The sequence below is a fragment of the Sphingomonas segetis genome, from assembly GCF_009720245.1.
In the GTDB taxonomy this organism is placed as follows: domain Bacteria; phylum Pseudomonadota; class Alphaproteobacteria; order Sphingomonadales; family Sphingomonadaceae; genus Sphingomicrobium; species Sphingomicrobium segetis.
The window spans coordinates 1-16,978 of record NZ_WJSQ01000049.1 but is presented as its reverse complement, the minus strand read 5'-3'; the positions used below and the strand labels follow the sequence as shown (position 1 = coordinate 16,978).

Annotated in this window: 14 protein-coding genes; 7 read left to right on the top strand and 7 right to left on the bottom strand. The window is 67.0% G+C overall.

Going from position 1 to position 16,978, the window contains the following annotated elements; translation table 11 throughout:
* Both GH737_RS06800 and GH737_RS06795 read right to left on the bottom strand, forming a co-directional pair.
* Positions 1-843: ammonium transporter (locus tag GH737_RS06800; protein ID WP_196233021.1), on the bottom strand; the 843-nt coding region annotated here is incomplete at its 3' end.
* A gap of 68 nt (positions 844-911) precedes the next feature.
* Positions 912-2,081 (bottom strand): M48 family metallopeptidase, encoded by a 1,170-nt coding sequence (locus GH737_RS06795; RefSeq protein WP_155264091.1) that lies wholly within the window; start codon positions 2,079-2,081, stop codon positions 912-914.
* Positions 2,082-2,156: 75 nt separating this feature from the next.
* On the opposite strand from GH737_RS06795, the gene GH737_RS06790 reads away from it, so the two are divergent.
* Positions 2,157-3,182: an ATP-dependent DNA ligase gene (locus GH737_RS06790; RefSeq protein ID WP_155264090.1), complete on the top strand. Its 1,026-nt coding sequence runs from the start codon at positions 2,157-2,159 to the stop codon at positions 3,180-3,182.
* Complete coding sequence (locus tag GH737_RS06785) at positions 3,179-3,748, top strand: alpha-ketoglutarate-dependent dioxygenase AlkB (protein ID WP_155264089.1); 570 nt, start codon at positions 3,179-3,181, stop codon at positions 3,746-3,748. The genes GH737_RS06790 and GH737_RS06785 overlap by 4 nt, the downstream gene beginning before the upstream one ends.
* Here GH737_RS06785 and GH737_RS06780 read toward each other — a convergent pair.
* Positions 3,745-4,200 carry a DUF6766 family protein gene (locus tag GH737_RS06780; RefSeq protein WP_230558672.1) on the bottom strand — a complete coding sequence of 152 codons (456 nt, stop codon included), beginning with the start codon at positions 4,198-4,200 and terminating at the stop codon, positions 3,745-3,747. The genes GH737_RS06785 and GH737_RS06780 overlap by 4 nt on opposite strands.
* A 62-nt stretch (positions 4,201-4,262) precedes the next feature.
* A complete protein-coding gene (locus GH737_RS06775) occupies positions 4,263-5,141 on the bottom strand; it encodes an arginase family protein (protein ID WP_155264088.1) in 879 nt (292 codons plus the stop codon).
* A gap of 35 nt (positions 5,142-5,176) precedes the next feature.
* Here GH737_RS06775 and hutI point away from each other — a divergent pair, with 35 nt between their 5' ends.
* The 5 genes from hutI to GH737_RS06750 all read left to right on the top strand — a co-directional run bounded on the left by hutI (position 5,177) and on the right by GH737_RS06750 (position 11,684).
* Positions 5,177-6,391 carry an imidazolonepropionase gene (gene hutI / locus GH737_RS06770; RefSeq protein ID WP_420853424.1) on the top strand — a complete coding sequence of 405 codons (1,215 nt, stop codon included), beginning with the start codon at positions 5,177-5,179 and terminating at the stop codon, positions 6,389-6,391.
* A complete protein-coding gene (gene hutU, locus GH737_RS06765) occupies positions 6,388-8,046 on the top strand; it encodes a urocanate hydratase (RefSeq protein WP_155264094.1) in 1,659 nt (552 codons plus the stop codon). The genes hutI and hutU overlap by 4 nt, the downstream gene beginning before the upstream one ends.
* A 166-nt stretch (positions 8,047-8,212) precedes the next feature.
* Positions 8,213-9,739: a histidine ammonia-lyase gene (gene hutH, locus GH737_RS06760; protein WP_155264086.1), complete on the top strand. Its 1,527-nt coding sequence runs from the start codon at positions 8,213-8,215 to the stop codon at positions 9,737-9,739.
* Between the two features lie 24 nt (positions 9,740-9,763).
* The gene (locus GH737_RS06755; protein WP_155264085.1) at positions 9,764-10,567 is read left to right on the top strand and encodes an alpha/beta fold hydrolase; all 804 of its coding nucleotides are present in this window, start codon (positions 9,764-9,766) and stop codon (positions 10,565-10,567) included.
* Positions 10,560-11,684 (top strand): PAS domain-containing sensor histidine kinase, encoded by a 1,125-nt coding sequence (locus GH737_RS06750; protein WP_155264084.1) that lies wholly within the window; start codon positions 10,560-10,562, stop codon positions 11,682-11,684. Before GH737_RS06755 ends, GH737_RS06750 begins: the two co-directional genes overlap by 8 nt.
* A gap of 42 nt (positions 11,685-11,726) precedes the next feature.
* On the opposite strand, the gene GH737_RS06745 is transcribed toward GH737_RS06750, so the two are convergent.
* The 3 genes from GH737_RS06745 to GH737_RS06735 all read right to left on the bottom strand — a co-directional run.
* Positions 11,727-12,122 carry a DUF2147 domain-containing protein gene (locus tag GH737_RS06745; protein WP_155264083.1) on the bottom strand — a complete coding sequence of 132 codons (396 nt, stop codon included), beginning with the start codon at positions 12,120-12,122 and terminating at the stop codon, positions 11,727-11,729.
* A gap of 64 nt (positions 12,123-12,186) precedes the next feature.
* Entirely contained in the window at positions 12,187-15,420 is a 3,234-nt protein-coding gene (locus GH737_RS06740; protein ID WP_155264093.1) for an error-prone DNA polymerase, read from the bottom strand.
* A 165-nt stretch (positions 15,421-15,585) separates the two neighbouring features.
* Positions 15,586-16,978 (bottom strand): Y-family DNA polymerase (locus GH737_RS06735; RefSeq protein WP_338061771.1); only part of this gene is annotated, 1,393 nt, incomplete at its 5' end.

Here is a 16,978-nt window from a genome sequence, read left to right as displayed (position 1 = left end):
CACCGCGACCAGTCCCGCGACCGCGCCCGACGCGCCGCCGAGCATCGACGGCTTGCCCGACACCAGCCGCTCCGCGCCCATCCAGGCGAGCAGTCCGGCGGCCGGGGCGACGAACGTATTGACCATGGCCACCGCGGCGAGGCCGTTCGCCTCGAGCGCCGAGCCCGCATTGAACCCGAACCAGCCAACCCACAGAAGCCCTGCGCCGATCATCGTCAGCGCCAGCGAATGCGGCGGCATCGCTTCCCTGAGATGGCCGATGCGCGCGCCGGCGAAGGCGACACCGACCAGCCCCGCGACGCCCGCGTTGATGTGCACCACGGTCCCGCCGGCGAAGTCGATTGCGCCGAACCTGAACAGCAAGCCGCTGCTTGCCCAGACCATGTGCGCGAGCGGCGCGTAGACGATGGTCAGCCAAAGCATCGCGAACAGCATGATCGCACCGAAGCGCACCCGTTCGACCAGCGCGCCGATGACCAATGCTCCCGTTATTGCGGCGAAGCTCATCTGGAAGGCCGCGAACAGCAGCTCGGGGATTGCCTTGCCGCCGTTCCCGACGGGCCACAGGCTGTCGGCGTCCACGCCCGCCAGGCCGGCCTTGCCGAGGCCGCCGATCACCACATTGCCGTCGTAGAACGCGAGGCTGTAGCCCCACAGCACCCACGTCAGGATGGCGACAGCCGTGATCCCGAGCACTTGGCTCATCACGGACAGCAGGTTCTTGGCGCGGACCAAGCCGCCATAAAACAGCGCCAGCCCGGGGACGAGCATCAGCATCACCAGCGCCGTTGCAACCAGCATCCACGCCGTGTCGCCGCTGTCGATGGTGAACTGCCCGGCCATGACGCGCCCCCGCTGCCGCAGCGCATAAGCTAATGCAGCTGCGGCGGCGGGCTATGTGAAAGCTTCACCTATTGCGTCGGCGGCCCGGGATGTGCGGCTTTCCACTCCATCGCGACGCGGACCCGCCGCTCGACCGACGGATGATCGTAGAAGATGAACTCCTCCACCGCGCCCGGCCGTGGGTAACGGTATTCGGCTGTCTTCACCAACGCTGTCGACAGCGCGTCCGGGCGGTTCTCGGTCTGCAGCGAATACATGTCGGCCTGGCTCTCGAGCGTTCGGCTGAATGTGTTGAAGAACGGCAGCGTCAACAGGCCGAACAGCGAAACCATGAACATCAACACCGGCAGCCCGCGCGGATCGGCGAGCGCCGCGGAGCTCCCGAAAAGGCGCGCGAACCAGCGGAAGGTCCGGTCGGCAACCCAGAACAGGATGATCGCCGCGACCGAATAGACGAGAATTCCCCACCAGGTGTGCTTGAGCACATAATGGCCGATCTCGTGACCCGTCACCGCGCGCACTTCGTCGAGCGAGGCACTCTTGAACGCGACGTCGGAGATGGCCACGCGGGCCGTGCTTCCGACGCCTCCGGCATTGGCGGTGAAATTGTTAGACTGGCGCGAGCCGTTGTACATGTAGACCTTGTCGGGCGGGATGCCGGCCTTTTGCGCCATCTCGACGACCGCATCGCGGACCTGGCCCGGAGGCACCGGCTCATATTTGTTGAACAGGGGTTCGATCAGCACGGGCGCGAGCAGGATCACGAACGTGAAGGCCACCGCAGCGAGCACGCCGGACCAGATCCACCAGCGCCTCCCCGCGCGCCGCATCAGCCAGTAGACGCCCATGAAGAACAAGGCCCCGACGATGGCGCTGATGGCGGTGGCGATGCCGAGCTGCAGCAGCCAGTCGGACAAGGGCTGCGCAGTGCGGCCGTAGCTCTTCTCGCGCCACCAGTCGGCGTAGATCGCCCAAGGCAGCGTCAGGATCGCCGAGATGACGAAATAGGCGAACGCGACCAGCAGTGCGCTGACGTTGCGGCGCTTGCCGGCGAGCTTCGCCTCGAGACGGTCGAGAATTCCGGAGCGGACGATCAGCCAGGTGACAAGCGCCGCCACCAGCAGCGACCACAGCAGCATCCACTCTTTGCCAACCGTGTAATCGTGCGCCTTCTGAAGCGCCGCCGGTCCGAGGCTGTCGATGTAGCGCGCGGTCGCGGCGTTCGGATCGAATGCCATGTTCGTCCCCCCGATGTCAGACCGGCAGCGTAACAGCCGCGGGAACGACTGCAAGCGCTGCGCGATTGTCAGCGCATGGCCAAGCCGCCGCCCGTTCCCGCACCGATGGAAGCGTTGCTCGCCGCCGAGCTGCCCGAGGGCGACGGCTGGCAGTTCGAGCCGAAGTGGGACGGGTTCCGCTGCCTTGCGCGCCGCGATGGCGACGAGGTGACGCTGACGTCCAAGTCGGGCAAGCCGCTCGGCCGCTACTTCCCCGACGTCGTCGAGATGCTCGGCCGATTGGAGGACAAGCAGTTCCTGCTCGACGGCGAGATCATCATTCCGGTCGGCGACGCGCTGTCGTTCGATGCGCTCCAGCTGCGGCTTCACCCGGCGGAGAGCCGCGTCCGCAAGCTCGCCGCAGAGCATCCGGCCGAGCTGATGCTGTTCGATGCGCTCGAGCTGGGCGGCAAGAACCTGACCGCCGAGCCGCTGGCCAGCCGGCGCGAGGCGCTCGAGGCGTTCTTCGCGAGGAACGAGGTCGCGGGACTGCATCTGTCGCCGGTCACCCACGACCGGGACACAGCCGTGCAGTGGCTTCATCGAAGCGGCGGCGCGCTCGACGGCGTGATCGCAAAGCGGACAGGTCTCGAATATCGCTCGGGCGAGCGGGCGATGATCAAGGTCAAGCATCAGCGCACGGCGGACTGCGTCGTCGGCGGCTTCCGCTATGCCGAGAAGAAGAAGGAAGTCGGCTCCCTCCTGCTTGGCCTTTACGACGACCGGGGCCTGCTCAACCATGTCGGTTTCACTTCCGCCATCCCCGCAAAGGAGCGTCCGGCACTCACCAAAAAGCTCGAAGCGCTGATCGAGCCTCCGGGCTTCACCGGAAGCGCGCCGGGAGGGCCAAGCCGGTGGAACAGCCAGCGCTCGATGGTCTGGGAGCCGCTCGAGCCGGTGTTGGTGGTCGAGGTCCGTTACGACCAGATGACGAGTGGCCGTTTCCGTCACGGCACCGGCTTCGTTCGCTGGCGGCCCGACAAGGACCCGGAACAGTGCACCTATGACCAGCTCGCGCCCGAGCTTCGCCCATCGCAGCTCGAGGAGCTGTTCGGGCCATGAAGCTACTATTCGACGCGTCGCTGATCGCCGGCCTCGCCTATCGCGAGCAGGTCATCACCGAGGCCGAGGAAGCGGTGCTGGTCGAGCATCTCGTCGCCGCCGACCTGTCGCCGTTCCGCTTCCACGGCTGGCTCGGCAACCGCAAGACTCAGAGCTTCGGCTGGCGCTACGATTTCGACGACGCGAGCTTCTCGCCGACCGAGCCCATCCCCGAGTGGCTGACGCCGCTTGGCGAAACCGCCGCTGAATGTGCCGAGGTTGCGCCCGACGACTTCGTTCACGTCCTACTCGCCCGCTACGATCGCGGTGCCGGCATCGGCTGGCACCGCGACCGCGACGTGTTCGAGAAGGTGGTCGGCTTCTCGCTCCTCACGCCGGCCACCTTGCGCTTTCGCCGGCGCACGCCCGGCGGGTTCGATCGCGCAGCTCTAGATGTCGCGCCGCGCTCGGCCTATTTGCTGGCCGGCGAGGTGCGTTGGGAGTGGGAGCACAGGATCGTCCCCGGCGACGATTTGCGCTTCTCCATCACCTTTCGTACGCTCTCGGCCAAAGGCCGGCGCACCTAGACCATCGGCGGCCGTTCGCCGCGCAAGAGCCTGTCGAGCTCATCGTCCCCAACAGCCGGCTGCCGCTCGCGCGGATGCCGCATGAAGTGGCGGTCGAGCTGGACGATGATCTCCTTGCCGCGATCCCCCTGGAAATGGAGAAGCGCATCGACCTTGGCTTCCAGCCGGTCGTCATTCTCGTGGCTGCTCGGCGAGCCTAGGTAGAGGAAATAGGCGAGGCCGACGACCTGCCAGAGAAGCTGGAGGAATTCGGACTGCCAGTTCTCGAACGTGTCCCGCAGCATCTCCGCGAGATAGCTGTTCATTTCCGGCGCCTGATGATGCGTCGCGGCCTCGTCGACGAAGGCCTTCCAGCCGAACCACCAATGGAGCACGAGCGAACCGAGGAAGAATCCGAGCGTGAGCCAGGCGTAGGCATAGCCCTTGAAGATCGTTTTGGCGTTAAGCTTCATGTCCGACACTCCCGACAATCGGGAGCGCAACGCTTTAGCGCTGCGTGAGTGTCACGATCCGGCTAGCGGCTCTCGAACCCGGCGATGCACTCCGCGACCCAGCGCGCGGCTGTCAGCGCGCTTAGGTCGGTCGGATCGAGCGAGGGATCCCATTCGGTGAGGTCGATCACCCGCACCCGGTGATGCGTCGCGATCCGCCGCACCGCCCAGTAGAAATCGCTGACGTGCATCCCGCCTGGCCGGGCACCGGGAGCGCCGGGCATCTGTGCGCGGTCGATCACGTCGATGTCGCAATCGAGCACGATCGCGTCCGCGACCTTCATATGCTCCATCGCCAGCTCGACCGCCTTCCGGATCCCGTCGCGCCGCACCTCCTCGATGCTGACGACGAGGTTGCCGGCGTCGAGCGCGTCGCGGTGCATCTTGGCGGTATTGGCGAAGCTCGCCAGTCCGATCTGCGCGATGTTTCGCCCCGGCAGCCCGTCCTCCATGAGCGCGCGCACCGGATTGCCGTTGCTGAGACCGTCGTCGAGTTCGCGCATGTCGAAATGGGCGTCGAGCGTGATCAGGCCGACTTGGCTGAGCGGCACGCCGAGCGCGAGCACGGCGGGCCGCGTGACCGCATTGTTGCCGCCCGCGAGCAAAGTCAGCGCATGATCCTCAAGGCTCGCGGCGACCGCGTCGCGGATCGGGGCCGTGGCCTGTTCGATCGTAAGTCCATCGAGCCCGACGTCGCCGCGATCGCGAACCGGCGTGAACAAGGCGCGTCCGATCTCGACATCATAGCGGCCGATGCGTTTGAACGTGCGGCGCAGCAGCTCCGGCGCCTTGTCGCATGCGCCCGGCGTGACCGATCCCGCCGCCAGCGGCGCTCCGACAAGCCCGATCGGCACCTTCGCGCCGTCATGTTCGAAAAGCTCGGAGAGGTTAGGCCAGCTCATCTCTTTGCCGTAGCAACCCGCCCGGCTAAGGCCAAATCATGTGGGACCGGCTGCTCGTCGACTGCAACATCGCGACCTTTGTGGAGAGCCCGGGCAATCCGCTCGGCCTGATCGAGAATGGCGCCATCGGAGTCGCGGACGGCAAGATCGTGCGCGTCGGCAAGCGCACCGAGCTCGCAGGCTTCCGCGCAAGGAGGGTCGACGCGCTCGGCGGCGCCTGGCTGACGCCGGGCCTGATCGACTGCCACACGCATCTCGTCTTCGGCGGCACGCGCGCCGACGAGCATGCGATGCGTCGGGCCGGCGCCACCTACGAGCAGATCGCCGAGGCCGGTGGCGGCATTGGAGCGACCGTCAAGCGCACTGCGGCGGCATCCGACGAGCAGCTGCTCGAGCAAAGCCGCCGCCGCCTCCACGCGCTGATGCGCGGCGGCTGCACCACGGTCGAGGTCAAGTCCGGCTATGGCCTCGACCCCGCGAGCGAGCTGAGGCTGCTGAAGATCGCGGGCGAGCTCGGCGAAGGCGAAGCGGTGCGGATTGTCCCGACCCTGCTCGCACTTCACGCGCTCCCCGCCGACAAGCGCGACCGGCGCGCGCAATATGTGGGCGACGTTGTCGACAAGTTGATCCCGGCCGCCGCGAAGCAGGGCCTGGCGACGAGCGTGGATGCGTTCTGCGAAACGATCGCCTTCACGCCCGAGGAAGTGGAGCGCCTGTTCAAGGCCGCCGCGCACCACGGCCTGCGCGTCCGGCTCCACGCCGAACAATTGTCGAACCAGCATGGCGCCGCGCTCGCCGCGCAATATCGCGCGCTGTCGGCCGACCATCTCGAGCATCTCGACGAAGCGGGCGCGAAGGCGATGGCCGCTGCGGGCACGGTCGCGGTGCTGCTGCCTGGCGCTTATTACGCGCTGCAGGAAAAGAAGACACCGCCCGTCGCGCTGCTGCGCAAGCACAAGGTTCCGATCGCGATCGCCACCGACTGCAACCCCGGCACCTCGCCTTTGCTGTCGCCGACTCTGGCGATGAACATGGCGTGCACCCTGTTCGGCCTGACGCCCGAAGAAGCGCTCGCCGGGATGACGACCAATGCCGCCCGCGCGCTCGGGCTCGCGCACAGCGTTGGAAGCATCGCGGCGGGCAAGCAGGCAGACCTCTGCGCCTGGCGCATCGAATCGCTCGCCGAGCTCGGCTATTGGGTCGGCCTGCCGGGCCCCGAACGGCGCATTTTCAACGGAGCAGACTCCTGACCGACAGACGCGACAACAGCCGCCACATCCGCGCCCGCCGCGGCAGCGCCATCGTGGCCAAAAGCTGGACCACCGAAGCCGCGGTGCGGATGCTGATGAACAATCTCGACGACGAGGTCGCCGAGGATCCGCAGAGCCTTGTGGTTTACGGCGGGATCGGCCGCGCGGCGCGCAACTGGCAATGCTACGACAAGATCGTCGAGGTGCTCGAGCGGCTCGAGGAAGACCAGACCCTGCTCGTCCAGTCCGGCAAGCCGGTCGGCGTGTTCCGCACGCACAAGGATGCGCCGCGCGTGCTCATCGCCAACTCCAACCTAGTGCCCAAATGGGCGACCTGGGACGTGTTCAACGAGCTCGATCGCAAGGGCCTCATGATGTACGGCCAGATGACCGCCGGCTCGTGGATCTACATCGGCACGCAGGGCATCGTCCAGGGCACGTACGAGACCTTCGCGGAGATGGGCCGCCAGCATTATGGCGGCGACCTCAAGGGCAAGTGGATCCTGACCGCCGGCCTCGGCGGAATGGGCGGCGCCCAGCCGCTCGCCGCGGTGATGGCCGGCGCGCACTGTATCGCGATCGAGGTGCAGGAAAGCCGCATTGAGAAGCGTCTCGAGACGCGCTATCTCGACCAGCGCGCGACCAGTATCGACGAGGCGCTGGAGATCATCCGCAGTGCGACCGAGCCGACCAGCGTCGGCCTGCTCGGCAATGCAGCCGAGATCGTGCCCGAGATGCTGGAGCGCGGCATCCGCCCCGACGCGGTCACCGACCAGACCAGCGCGCACGATCCGGCGAACGGCTACTGCCCCGTCGGCTGGTCCGTCGCAAAATGGCAGGAGATGCACGAGCGCGATTCGGCCGCCGTCGCTGCCGCGGCGAAGCGATCGATTGCCCGCCATGTCGAAGCGATGCTCGCCTACAACGCGATGGGCGTCCCGACCTTCGATTATGGCAACAACATCCGCCAGGAAGCCTATGACGCCGGCGTCACGAACGCGTTCGACTTCCCCGGCTTCGTCCCCGCCTATGTCCGCCCGCTCTTTTGCCGCGGCGTCGGCCCGTTCCGCTGGGTCGCGCTGTCCGGGGATCCCGAGGACATTTATCGCACCGACGCCAAGGTGAAGGAGCTGATCCCCGACGACCCGCACCTCCACCGCTGGCTCGACATGGCGCGCGAGCGGATCGCCTTCCAGGGCCTTCCGGCGCGCATCTGCTGGGTCGGGCTTGGACAGCGCGACAAGCTCGGCGTGGCGTTCAACGAGATGGTGCGCTCGGGCGAAGTTTCCGCGCCGATCGTCATCGGCCGCGACCATCTCGACAGCGGCAGCGTCGCCTCGCCCAATCGCGAGACGGAGAGCATGAGGGACGGGAGCGACGCGGTCAGCGACTGGCCGCTCCTCAACGCGCTTCTCAACACGGCGTCGGGGGCGACCTGGGTGTCGCTCCACCACGGCGGCGGGGTCGGCATGGGCTATTCGCAGCACGCCGGCATGGTGATCGTCGCCGACGGCACCGACGACGCCGCGCGGCGGCTGAAACGCGTGCTGTGGAACGACCCCGCCACCGGGGTGATGCGCCACGCCGACGCGGGCTATGAAATCGCCATCGACTGCGCGCGAGAGCAGGAGCTGGATTTGCCGATGATCGGTTAGTGCTCCTGCGAAGGCAGGAGCCCAGAAAAAATGTTTCACATGAAGGCACGAAGTAGAAGCAAAGCCACGAAGAGTGCGTAGACAACTTCGTGCCTTCTTCCCTCCTTTGTGCCTTCGTGTGAACAAATTGCGGCGCTGACGCGCCGGCGACGCTAGAGGTCAGCCCGTGCTCAGACTCACTCCCGAAGACGTAACACTCGATCAGCTCCGCCAGCTCTGGTCCGGCTCGGAAGCTCGCCTCGACGACGCGTCGATGGAGCGCATCGCCACTTCCGCCGCGGCCGTCGAACGGATCGTCGCGAGCGGCGACACCGTCTACGGCGTCAACACCGGCTTCGGACTGCTCGCGAACACGCGCATTCCTGACGACCGGCTGGCCGAGCTCCAGAGCAACCTGATCCTGTCGCACAGCGCCGGTCTCGGCGACCCGCTGCCGCGCCACGTCACCCGGCTAATGATCGTCCTCAAGCTGCTCGGGCTCGGGCGCGGCCATTCGGGCGTGCGCATCTTGGTCATCGACGCGCTGCAACGCTTGCTGGATGAAGACGCGATGCCGCTCATCCCGTCGCAGGGGAGCGTCGGCGCCAGCGGCGACCTTGCCCCCCTCGCGCATCTCATCGCGGCGCTGATGGGCTACGGCCGGATCGAGGTTCGAGGCGATGTAATGGCAGCCGGCGCGGCGTTGCAGAAAATCGGCCTCGAGCCGCTTCAGCTTGGTCCAAAAGAGGGACTCGCGCTGATCAACGGCACGCAGGCGAGCACCGCGCTCGCGCTCGATGCCTTGTTCAACGGGGAGCGCGTCTTTGCAGCCGCGATCGCCGCCGGCGCGATGTCGGTCGACGCGCTCAAGGGCAGCGCCAAGCCGTTCGACCCGCGCGTCTCGGCGCTCCGCGGGCAGCCGGGGCAGGTTCGCGTCGCCGCGGCGATCCACGAGCTGATCCAGGGCAGCGAGATCCTCGTCAGCCACGTCAAGTGCGACCGAGTCCAGGACCCGTACAGCTTCCGCTGCCAGCCGCAGGTGATGGGCGCCGCGCTCGACCTGCTCGAAAATGCCGCGCGCACGCTCACGATCGAAGCCGGCGCGGTAACCGACAACCCGATCGTCTTTGCCGACGAAGATAGCGCCATCTCCGGCGGAAATTTCCACGCGCAGCCCGTCGCCTTCGCGGCGGACATCATCACCATGGCCCTGTGCGAGGTCGGCTCGATCTCCGAGCGGCGGGTCAGCGTGCTGGTCGACCCCAAGATGAGCGGCTTGCCGGCGTTCCTGACCGAGGATTCGGGCGTGAATTCAGGGCTGATGATCCCGCAGGTCACCGCCGCCGCGCTGGTCAGCGAGAACAAGAGCTTCGCCTTCCCGGCGAGCGTCGATTCGATCCCGACGTCGGCGGGACAGGAGGATCATGTCTCGATGGCGCCTATCGCGGCGCGAAAGGCGGCCCAGGTCGCGCGCAACGCCGCCGGCGTGATCGCGGTCGAGCTGATGGCCGGTGCCGAGGGCATCGACTATCACGCGCCGCTTAGGACCTCGCCGAAGCTGCGGGAGGTGCACGCGGCCGTGCGCGCCCTGTCGCCGCATTTCGCCGCCGACCGCTATTGGGCGGATGAAATGAGCGCGCTTCAGGCCGCCGTCACCGCCGGCGACATCGGAAAGGACCTGCTGCCGCTCCTCACGAGCGAGATTCGCGTTTAATTATCAGTCTGGTAGGGCGCTCCGATGGAAGTTTCCGCAGAAGCCGTTCTTCGCCGAAACAATGTGCACGTCTCCGGCTCGGGCACGCGGACGATCATGTTCGCGCATGGCTTCGGCTGCGATCAAAGCATGTGGGAACCGGTAGCCCGGACCTTCGACCACGACTTTCGAGTGGTGCTGTTCGACTATGTCGGGCACGGCGGTTCGGATCTCAATGCTTACGATGCCGAGCGCTATTCCAGCCTCACCGGATATGCCCGCGACGTGGTCGAGATCGGGCGGGCGCTGGGGCTTCGCAGCGCGATTTTCGTCGGCCATTCGGTCAGCGCGATGATCGGGGCAATCGCAAGCCTCGAGGCGCCGGAGATGTTCTCCGATCTCGTGATGGTGGGCCCTTCTCCCCGCTATATCGACGACGAGGGATATCGCGGCGGCTTCTCGAGGGACCAGATCGACGAGCTGCTCCAGTTCCTCGCGGACAACCATCTCGGCTGGTCGGCGGCGATGGCGCCCGCGATCATGGGCAACCCCGACCGCCCGGAGCTCGGCGAGCGGCTCGAAAACAGCTTCTGCCGCACGGATCCCGAAATCGCACGCGACTTCGCGCGCGTCACCTTCCTCTCGGACAACCGCGGCGACCTGGCTGCGATCCAGGCGCGGACGCTCATCCTGCAGTGCAGCAGTGACATCATCGCGCCGATGGAGGTGGGCGAATATGTTCATGCCAACGTGCCCGACAGCGTTTTCCGCCTGTTGCGCGCGACGGGCCATTGTCCGAACCTCAGCGCGCCAGAAGAAGTAGCTGCGGCGATTCGCGAGTTTGTCTGATCAATTCCCAGCTGAAGATCTCGAGGATCTCTACGAAACGGCGCCGTGCGGCTACGTTTCCGTTTCACCTGACGGCAGGATCGTAAGGGCGAACCGGACGCTTTCCGACTGGCTCGGCTGGAAGCCCGGCGAGTTGCTTGGGAAACCGCTCAACGACATCCTCGCTTTTGGCGGCAGGATTGCGGTCGAGACGCACCTCGCGCCCCTGTTGCGGATGCAGGGCCATGTCCACGAAATCGCGCTCGATCTGCTGACGGCAGGCGGCGAGAAGATCCCGACCATCGCCAATGCTGCCGAGAAGCGCGATACCGGCGGCGGTCACCTGTTCACCCGCCTCACTCTGTTCAAGGCGGTCGACCGCCGCGCCTACGAACGCAGCCTGCTCGACGCCAAGGCACGGGCGGAGAGGGAATCAAGGGCCCATGGCGAAGCTGCTCTGGCCCGGGAGCAGTTCATCGCCGTGCTCGGGCATGACCTGCGCAATCCCGTGGCGGCGCTCGCGGCGGGCATCCGCTTGTTGCGGCAGCGCGAGCAGATCTCCGATCGCGGACGAAGCATCCTTTCGGAGATGGAGAAGAGTGCCGCTCGGGCATCCAACCTGATTGATGAAGTGCTGGATCTCGCGCGCGGGAGTCTCGGCGGCGGCTTGATTGTGGAGCGGAATGCCGATGCACCGCTAACGCCGGTGCTCGAGCAGGTGATCGCCGAGATGCGCGTGGTCGCGCCGGAACACGCCATCGAGGCGCGACTCGATATCGATGAACCGCTGCACTGCGATCGCGGCCGCATCGGGCAGCTTGCGTCGAACCTGCTGGCGAACGCGGTGACCCACGGCGCGGTCGACCAGCCGATCCGGTTTGAAGCGGCATCGGACGGCGAACATTTCGTCCTCTCGGTGGCCAATGCCGGCGAGCCGATCCCCGAACAAGCGCGCGGCCGGTTGTTCCAGCCGTTTTTCCGGGGGGATGCGAGGCCGAGCCGAAATGGCCTCGGTCTGGGGCTGTTCATCGCTTCGGAGATTGCCAAGGCGCACGGCGGCAGCCTCGATGTCAGCTCGACCGCCGAAGAGACTCGCTTCACATTTACGATGCCGTCGGCGGTTCCGTCCGCGGATTGACGCCGGCCACCTGCGTCGCGGCGCGCGCGGCGGCTCGGCGATTCAGCCGATCCGGTCCCAGTGCGTCGTTTTGCAGATCACGCCGAGCACGCAGCCGCGAACCGTCAGCCGGTTGGGGCCGGCTTGTTCGACCCTGCCGCGGACGTTCATGTCGCGGCTGGCGACGAACACGTCGGCGGTCCATTTGCCGGGGCCCGAGGGCCGGATGTCGTCGATCACGCGCGCGCCGAGCAGCTTGGTGCCGCTGCCGCGCTGAGCCTTCCTCTGCTGCTTTTCAGACGCCTTGACGACCCGGCCGCACAGGCTGTCGCCGCACGGGGCGATGAGAATCTCCATCGAGCCGTTCTTCCACCGGCCCTCGAGCGCGCTCTTGGCGAACGCCGAAGCTGGCGCAAGGGCGACCGCGAGCCCTGCAAGTGTGAGCAAAAACCGTTTCATTGCGCTCTCTTAGACCTGATTTGCGGCGGAAATCGCACGCTCAGCTTGCGCTGGCATGAACCTGCTAATGAAAATCGCGGCTTTTGGGGATGATCTCGACGTTGCGCGGGTGGCGGCTTTGGGGACGGCCCCAGCTCCCCGCATGGTCGGCCTTTTCTAGCCTCGAGGGCAGCGGCGAATCGTCGCTGAGGCGGCTCAGCAGATGGGTATGGTCCTCAAGTCCGCCGGCGACGACGTGGATGACTTCGCTGTCGGGGTCGCGCTGCACGACGCCGTGCACCGCCATCAGCCGAGCGCCCATTACAATCCTGCGCTGCTTCTCGAACAGCGCTGGCCAGACGACGAGGTTGGCGATTCCGGTCTCGTCCTCGATGGTGATGAAGACCACGCCTTTCGACGTGCCCGGCCGCTGGCGGATCAGTACCACGCCCGCCATCGACAGCCGCTTGCCGTCCTTGAGCGAGGCCAGCTGCTCGGCGGTGACGAATCTCTGCGCTGCATAATGCGCTCGCAGGAAGTGCATCGGGTGCGCTTTCAGGCTGAGGCGGATGGTCTGATAATCGCTGATCACATGCTCGGCGAGCGGCATCGTCGGGAGCTGGGCAGGTGTCTCTTCGCCGCCCTCGTCGCGGGCCTCGGAATAAGCGAACAGCGGCAGGTCCGGTGCCTGACGCAGCGCGCGCGAGTCCCACAGGGCCGCGCGGCGGTCGAGCCCCATCGACCGGAACGCATCGGCGGCAGCGAGCCGCTGGATCGCATGAACCGGCACGCGGCCGCGGCTGCGAAGCTCTTCGACGGTGGCGTAGGGGCGGCGAGCCACGACGCGTCGCGCCGATTCCAGATGCAGGCCATCGATCTGCCGTAAGCCGAGCCTCAGTGCGCCATCCTCGAGCGTGCAGTCCCAATCTGAATGATTTACGTCGACCTCGCGCACTTCGACGCCATGCTCGCGGGCATCGCGGACGATCTGCGCCGGCGCGTAGAAGCCCATCGGCTGCGAATTGAGCAAAGCACAGGCGAACGCCGCGGGATATTTCCACCGCAGCCAGCTCGAGACGTAGACCAAATGCGCGAAGCTCGCCGCGTGGCTTTCGGGGAAGCCATATTCGCCGAAGCCCTTGATCTGGTCGAAGCAGCGCTGCGCGAAATCCGCGTCATAGCCGCGAGCGACCATCCGCCCGACCATCATCTCCTCGAGCGTCTCGATCTTCCCCTTCGACCGGAACGTCGCCATGGCCTTGCGCAATTGGTTGGCCTCCGCCGCGCTGAATCGCGCCGCGTCGATCGCGATCTTCATCGCCTGCTCCTGGAAAATCGGCACGCCGAGCGTCCGCCCGAGGATCTTCTCGAGCTCATCGGGCGGGCCATGCTCGGGATCGGGGCAGGGGAAAGTCACCGGCTCCTTGCCGCCGCGCCGCTTCAGATAGGGGTGCACCATGTCGCCCTGGATCGGCCCGGGCCGCACGATCGCGACCTCGATCACGAGGTCGTAGAAGCAGCGCGGCTTGAGCCGTGGCAACATGTTCATCTGCGCCCGGCTTTCGACCTGGAACACGCCGAGCGAATCCCCGCGGCACAGCATGTCGTAAACTTGCGGCACCTCCTGCGGGACGGTCGCCAGCTCCCACCGCTCGCCATGATGCTGCTCGACCAGGTCGAAGCATTTGCGGATGCAGGTCAGCATGCCGAGCGCGAGCACGTCGATCTTCAAAACGCCAAGCTCGTCGATGTCGTCCTTGTCCCATTCGATGAAGGTGCGGTCGTCCATCGCGCCGTTGCCGATCGGCACCGTCTCGGTCAGCGGCCGCTCGGTGAGGATGAAGCCGCCGACGTGCTGCGACAAATGGCGTGGCATCCCGACCAGCTGCTCGGCGAGCTTGACGGTGCGCTTGAGGTGCGGGTCGGAAAGGTCGAGGCCGGCGTCGCCGGCGCGAGTCTCCTCGAGCTCCGCCTCCATATGGCCCCAGATGGTCGAGGCGAGCGCGCCGCACACGTCTTCGGAAAGGCCCATCACCTTGCCGACCTCGCGGATCGCAGAGCGCGGGCGGTAGTGGATCACGGTCGCGGCGATCCCGGCACGGTCACGACCGTATTTCTGGTAGATGTGCTGGATTACCTCCTCGCGCCGTTCGTGCTCGAAATCGACGTCGATGTCGGGCGGCTCCTTGCGCTCCTCGGAAATGAAGCGCTCGAACAGCAGGTCGCTGGTCGCGGGGTCGACCGCGGTGATGCCGAGGCAATAGCAGACCGCGCTGTTCGCCGCCGAGCCGCGCCCCTGGCACAGGATCGGCGGGTCGAGGCTGCGCGCGAACGCGACGATCTCGTGGACCGTCAGGAAGTAGCGCGCGAAATCGAGCTTCTCGATCAGCGCCAGCTCGCGGTTGAGCTGGGTCAGCACCTTGTAAGGCACGCGCTTGCCCCAGCGTGCGTGCGCGCCGTGCCACGTCAGATGCTCGAGATGCTGCTGCGGCGTGCGCCCGTCGGGCACCGTCTCGCGCGGATATTCGTAGCGCAGCTCGTCCAGGCTGAAGTGGAGCGAGTCGGCGAATTCGCGCGTCGCTTCAATCGCGTGCGGCCAGCGCTCGAACAGCCGGATCATCTCGGCCGGCGATTTGAGGTGCCGCTCGGCGTTGGGGTTCAGCAAGTAACCGGCCCTGACGATCGTTGTCTTCTCGCGGATGCAGGTGACGACGTCCTGCAGCGGGCGGCGATCGGGCGCATGGTAATGGACGTCGTTGGTCGCGAGGATTGCGCAGCCGTTCGCCTTCGCGATCCGGTCGAGCCGCTCGATCCGCGCAGCGTCGCCGCCGCGGTAAAGCCAGCTCGCCGCGACATGGCGGAGCGATGGAATGGCGTCACGAAGCCGCGGCAGCTCGGCTTCGAAAGCGTCGAGATCGTCGGGAGGCCAGGCGATGAAGGCGATGCCTGCCTGGTGCTCGCCCACGTCCTGCAGCGACAGTTCGCACGCGCCTTTCTCCGCGCGCATCTTGCCGAGGCTGAGCAGCCGCGACAGGCGCCCATAGCTTTCGCGATCGATGGGATAGGCAAGGAGGCTCGGAGCATCGGTCAAATCGAGCCGGCAGCCGATCAGCGGCCGGATTCCGGCGCCGGTGCACGCGCTGTGCATCCGCACCACGCCGGCGAGCGTGTTGCGGTCGGCGATGCCGATGGCGTCATAGCCTTGGCTGAGCGCCGCCAGTACCAGCTCGATCGCATCCGACGCCCCGCGCAGGAACGAAAAAGGCGAGGTGACGCCAAGCTCGACATAGGGCGACGGCGCCGCCGGCGCAGGCGGCATCCCCCCGCGCGGCACCAGCTTGAGCCGGGAGAAGCCGACCGTTTCAGGCACGACTGTGTACCCCGGCGAAGACCGGGGCCCAGGCAATGAACCCACACGAAACAATCTTGCTCGATTGCTTCCCCCGGACTGAATCCGGGGTCGCAATGGCGGGATAGCGACTCATCACCCGAACAGCCCGTGGATGAACCAGCCCGGCAGCCCGCCGCGGCCGTCGCCGATCACGCCTTCGCGGTAGATCCAGTAGCGGCGGCCCTGGCTGTCCTCGACTCGATAATAATCGCGCAGCCGGGCGGAGGACGGCTGACGCCACCACTCCGGCGCGATCCGCTCGGGCCCTTCGGCGCGGGCGATGTCGTGCACCGCGCGGCGCCACACGAACCGCCGCGGCATGCCTTCGGGCGTCGCGTAGATGACGTCGATGGCCTCGGGCCGGTCGAGGAGGCGTTGGGGACGGTTATTGAGCCCCTCTCCCGCAAGGGGAGAGGGGCTGAGGACAGCCGCCATCCACCCGCTCGCCCGCTCCGGGAGATGACTCTCGCGGGGCTCCGGCCGTCGCACCGCGCGCGGCCCGAGCTTCACCGTCAGCCGGTCGACCAGCCGCGCCAGCTCGCGTGTCCCCGACGGCTCCTCGACCAGGCTTTCCTGCGCGGCGCGCAAGTCCTCCGTCCACTCCGCCGTCAGCGCGAACGTGTCGAAGCCGAATTCCGGATCGAGCGCCGCGGCCTTGTCGGCGAGCAGCCGGGCGAGATGCTTCGGCTCGCGGCTCGCAATTGTCGTGGCGACGCTCGCAACCGCGACGCTGCCGTCGACTCGAAAGCCGTGGAGCGACAGCCGCCGAGCGCCGAGATGCCGTTGCTGCAATTGCCGTACCAGCTCCGGGATCAATCGCTCGAGCGCCTGGCTCGCCGCATCGGGATGCGCCGCCGGCTCCTCCAGCCGAAGGGCGGCGCAAGGCGGCGGATCGGCCGCGACCGCAGTCAGCGCTTGGGCCTTCCGGCCGAGCATCCGATCGAGCGCGTCGACAACGTCCTCGGCTCCGCGGAACCGCCGCGCGAGCGCGAGGCGCGGCACGCCCATCAGCGCGTCGATGGTCTTGAGGCCGAGCCGTTCGAGCATCCGGACGGTGTCGGCGTCGAGGCGGAGGGCCGACACGTGCAGCGGAGCCAGCTTCGCTTCGCAATCGTCCGTGCAAATGCAGGGCGCGTAATGCGCCAGTGCCCATGCGGTCGCCGCCGTCGGAGCAATCGCGATGCGCGCGGTTAGGCCGAACCGGGCAAGGCGCGTTTGGATGTCGCGAACCAGCGCCTGCTCCCCGCCGAATAGATGCGCGACTCCGGTGGCGTCGAGCCTCAATCCATCGCCGTCAATTTCGACCAGCGGCGACCAGCGCCCCGCCCAGTGCGCGAGCCGCTGCACCACCGCGGCATCGCCTTCGGGGTCGGCGGGGACGGCGACCAGCGCCGGGTCGAGCGCACGCGCATCGGTCAGCCTTGCACCGGTGCGAGCGCCGCGTGTCGCAGCGGCTTTGGTCACCGCATGGATGACCGGCCCGTGC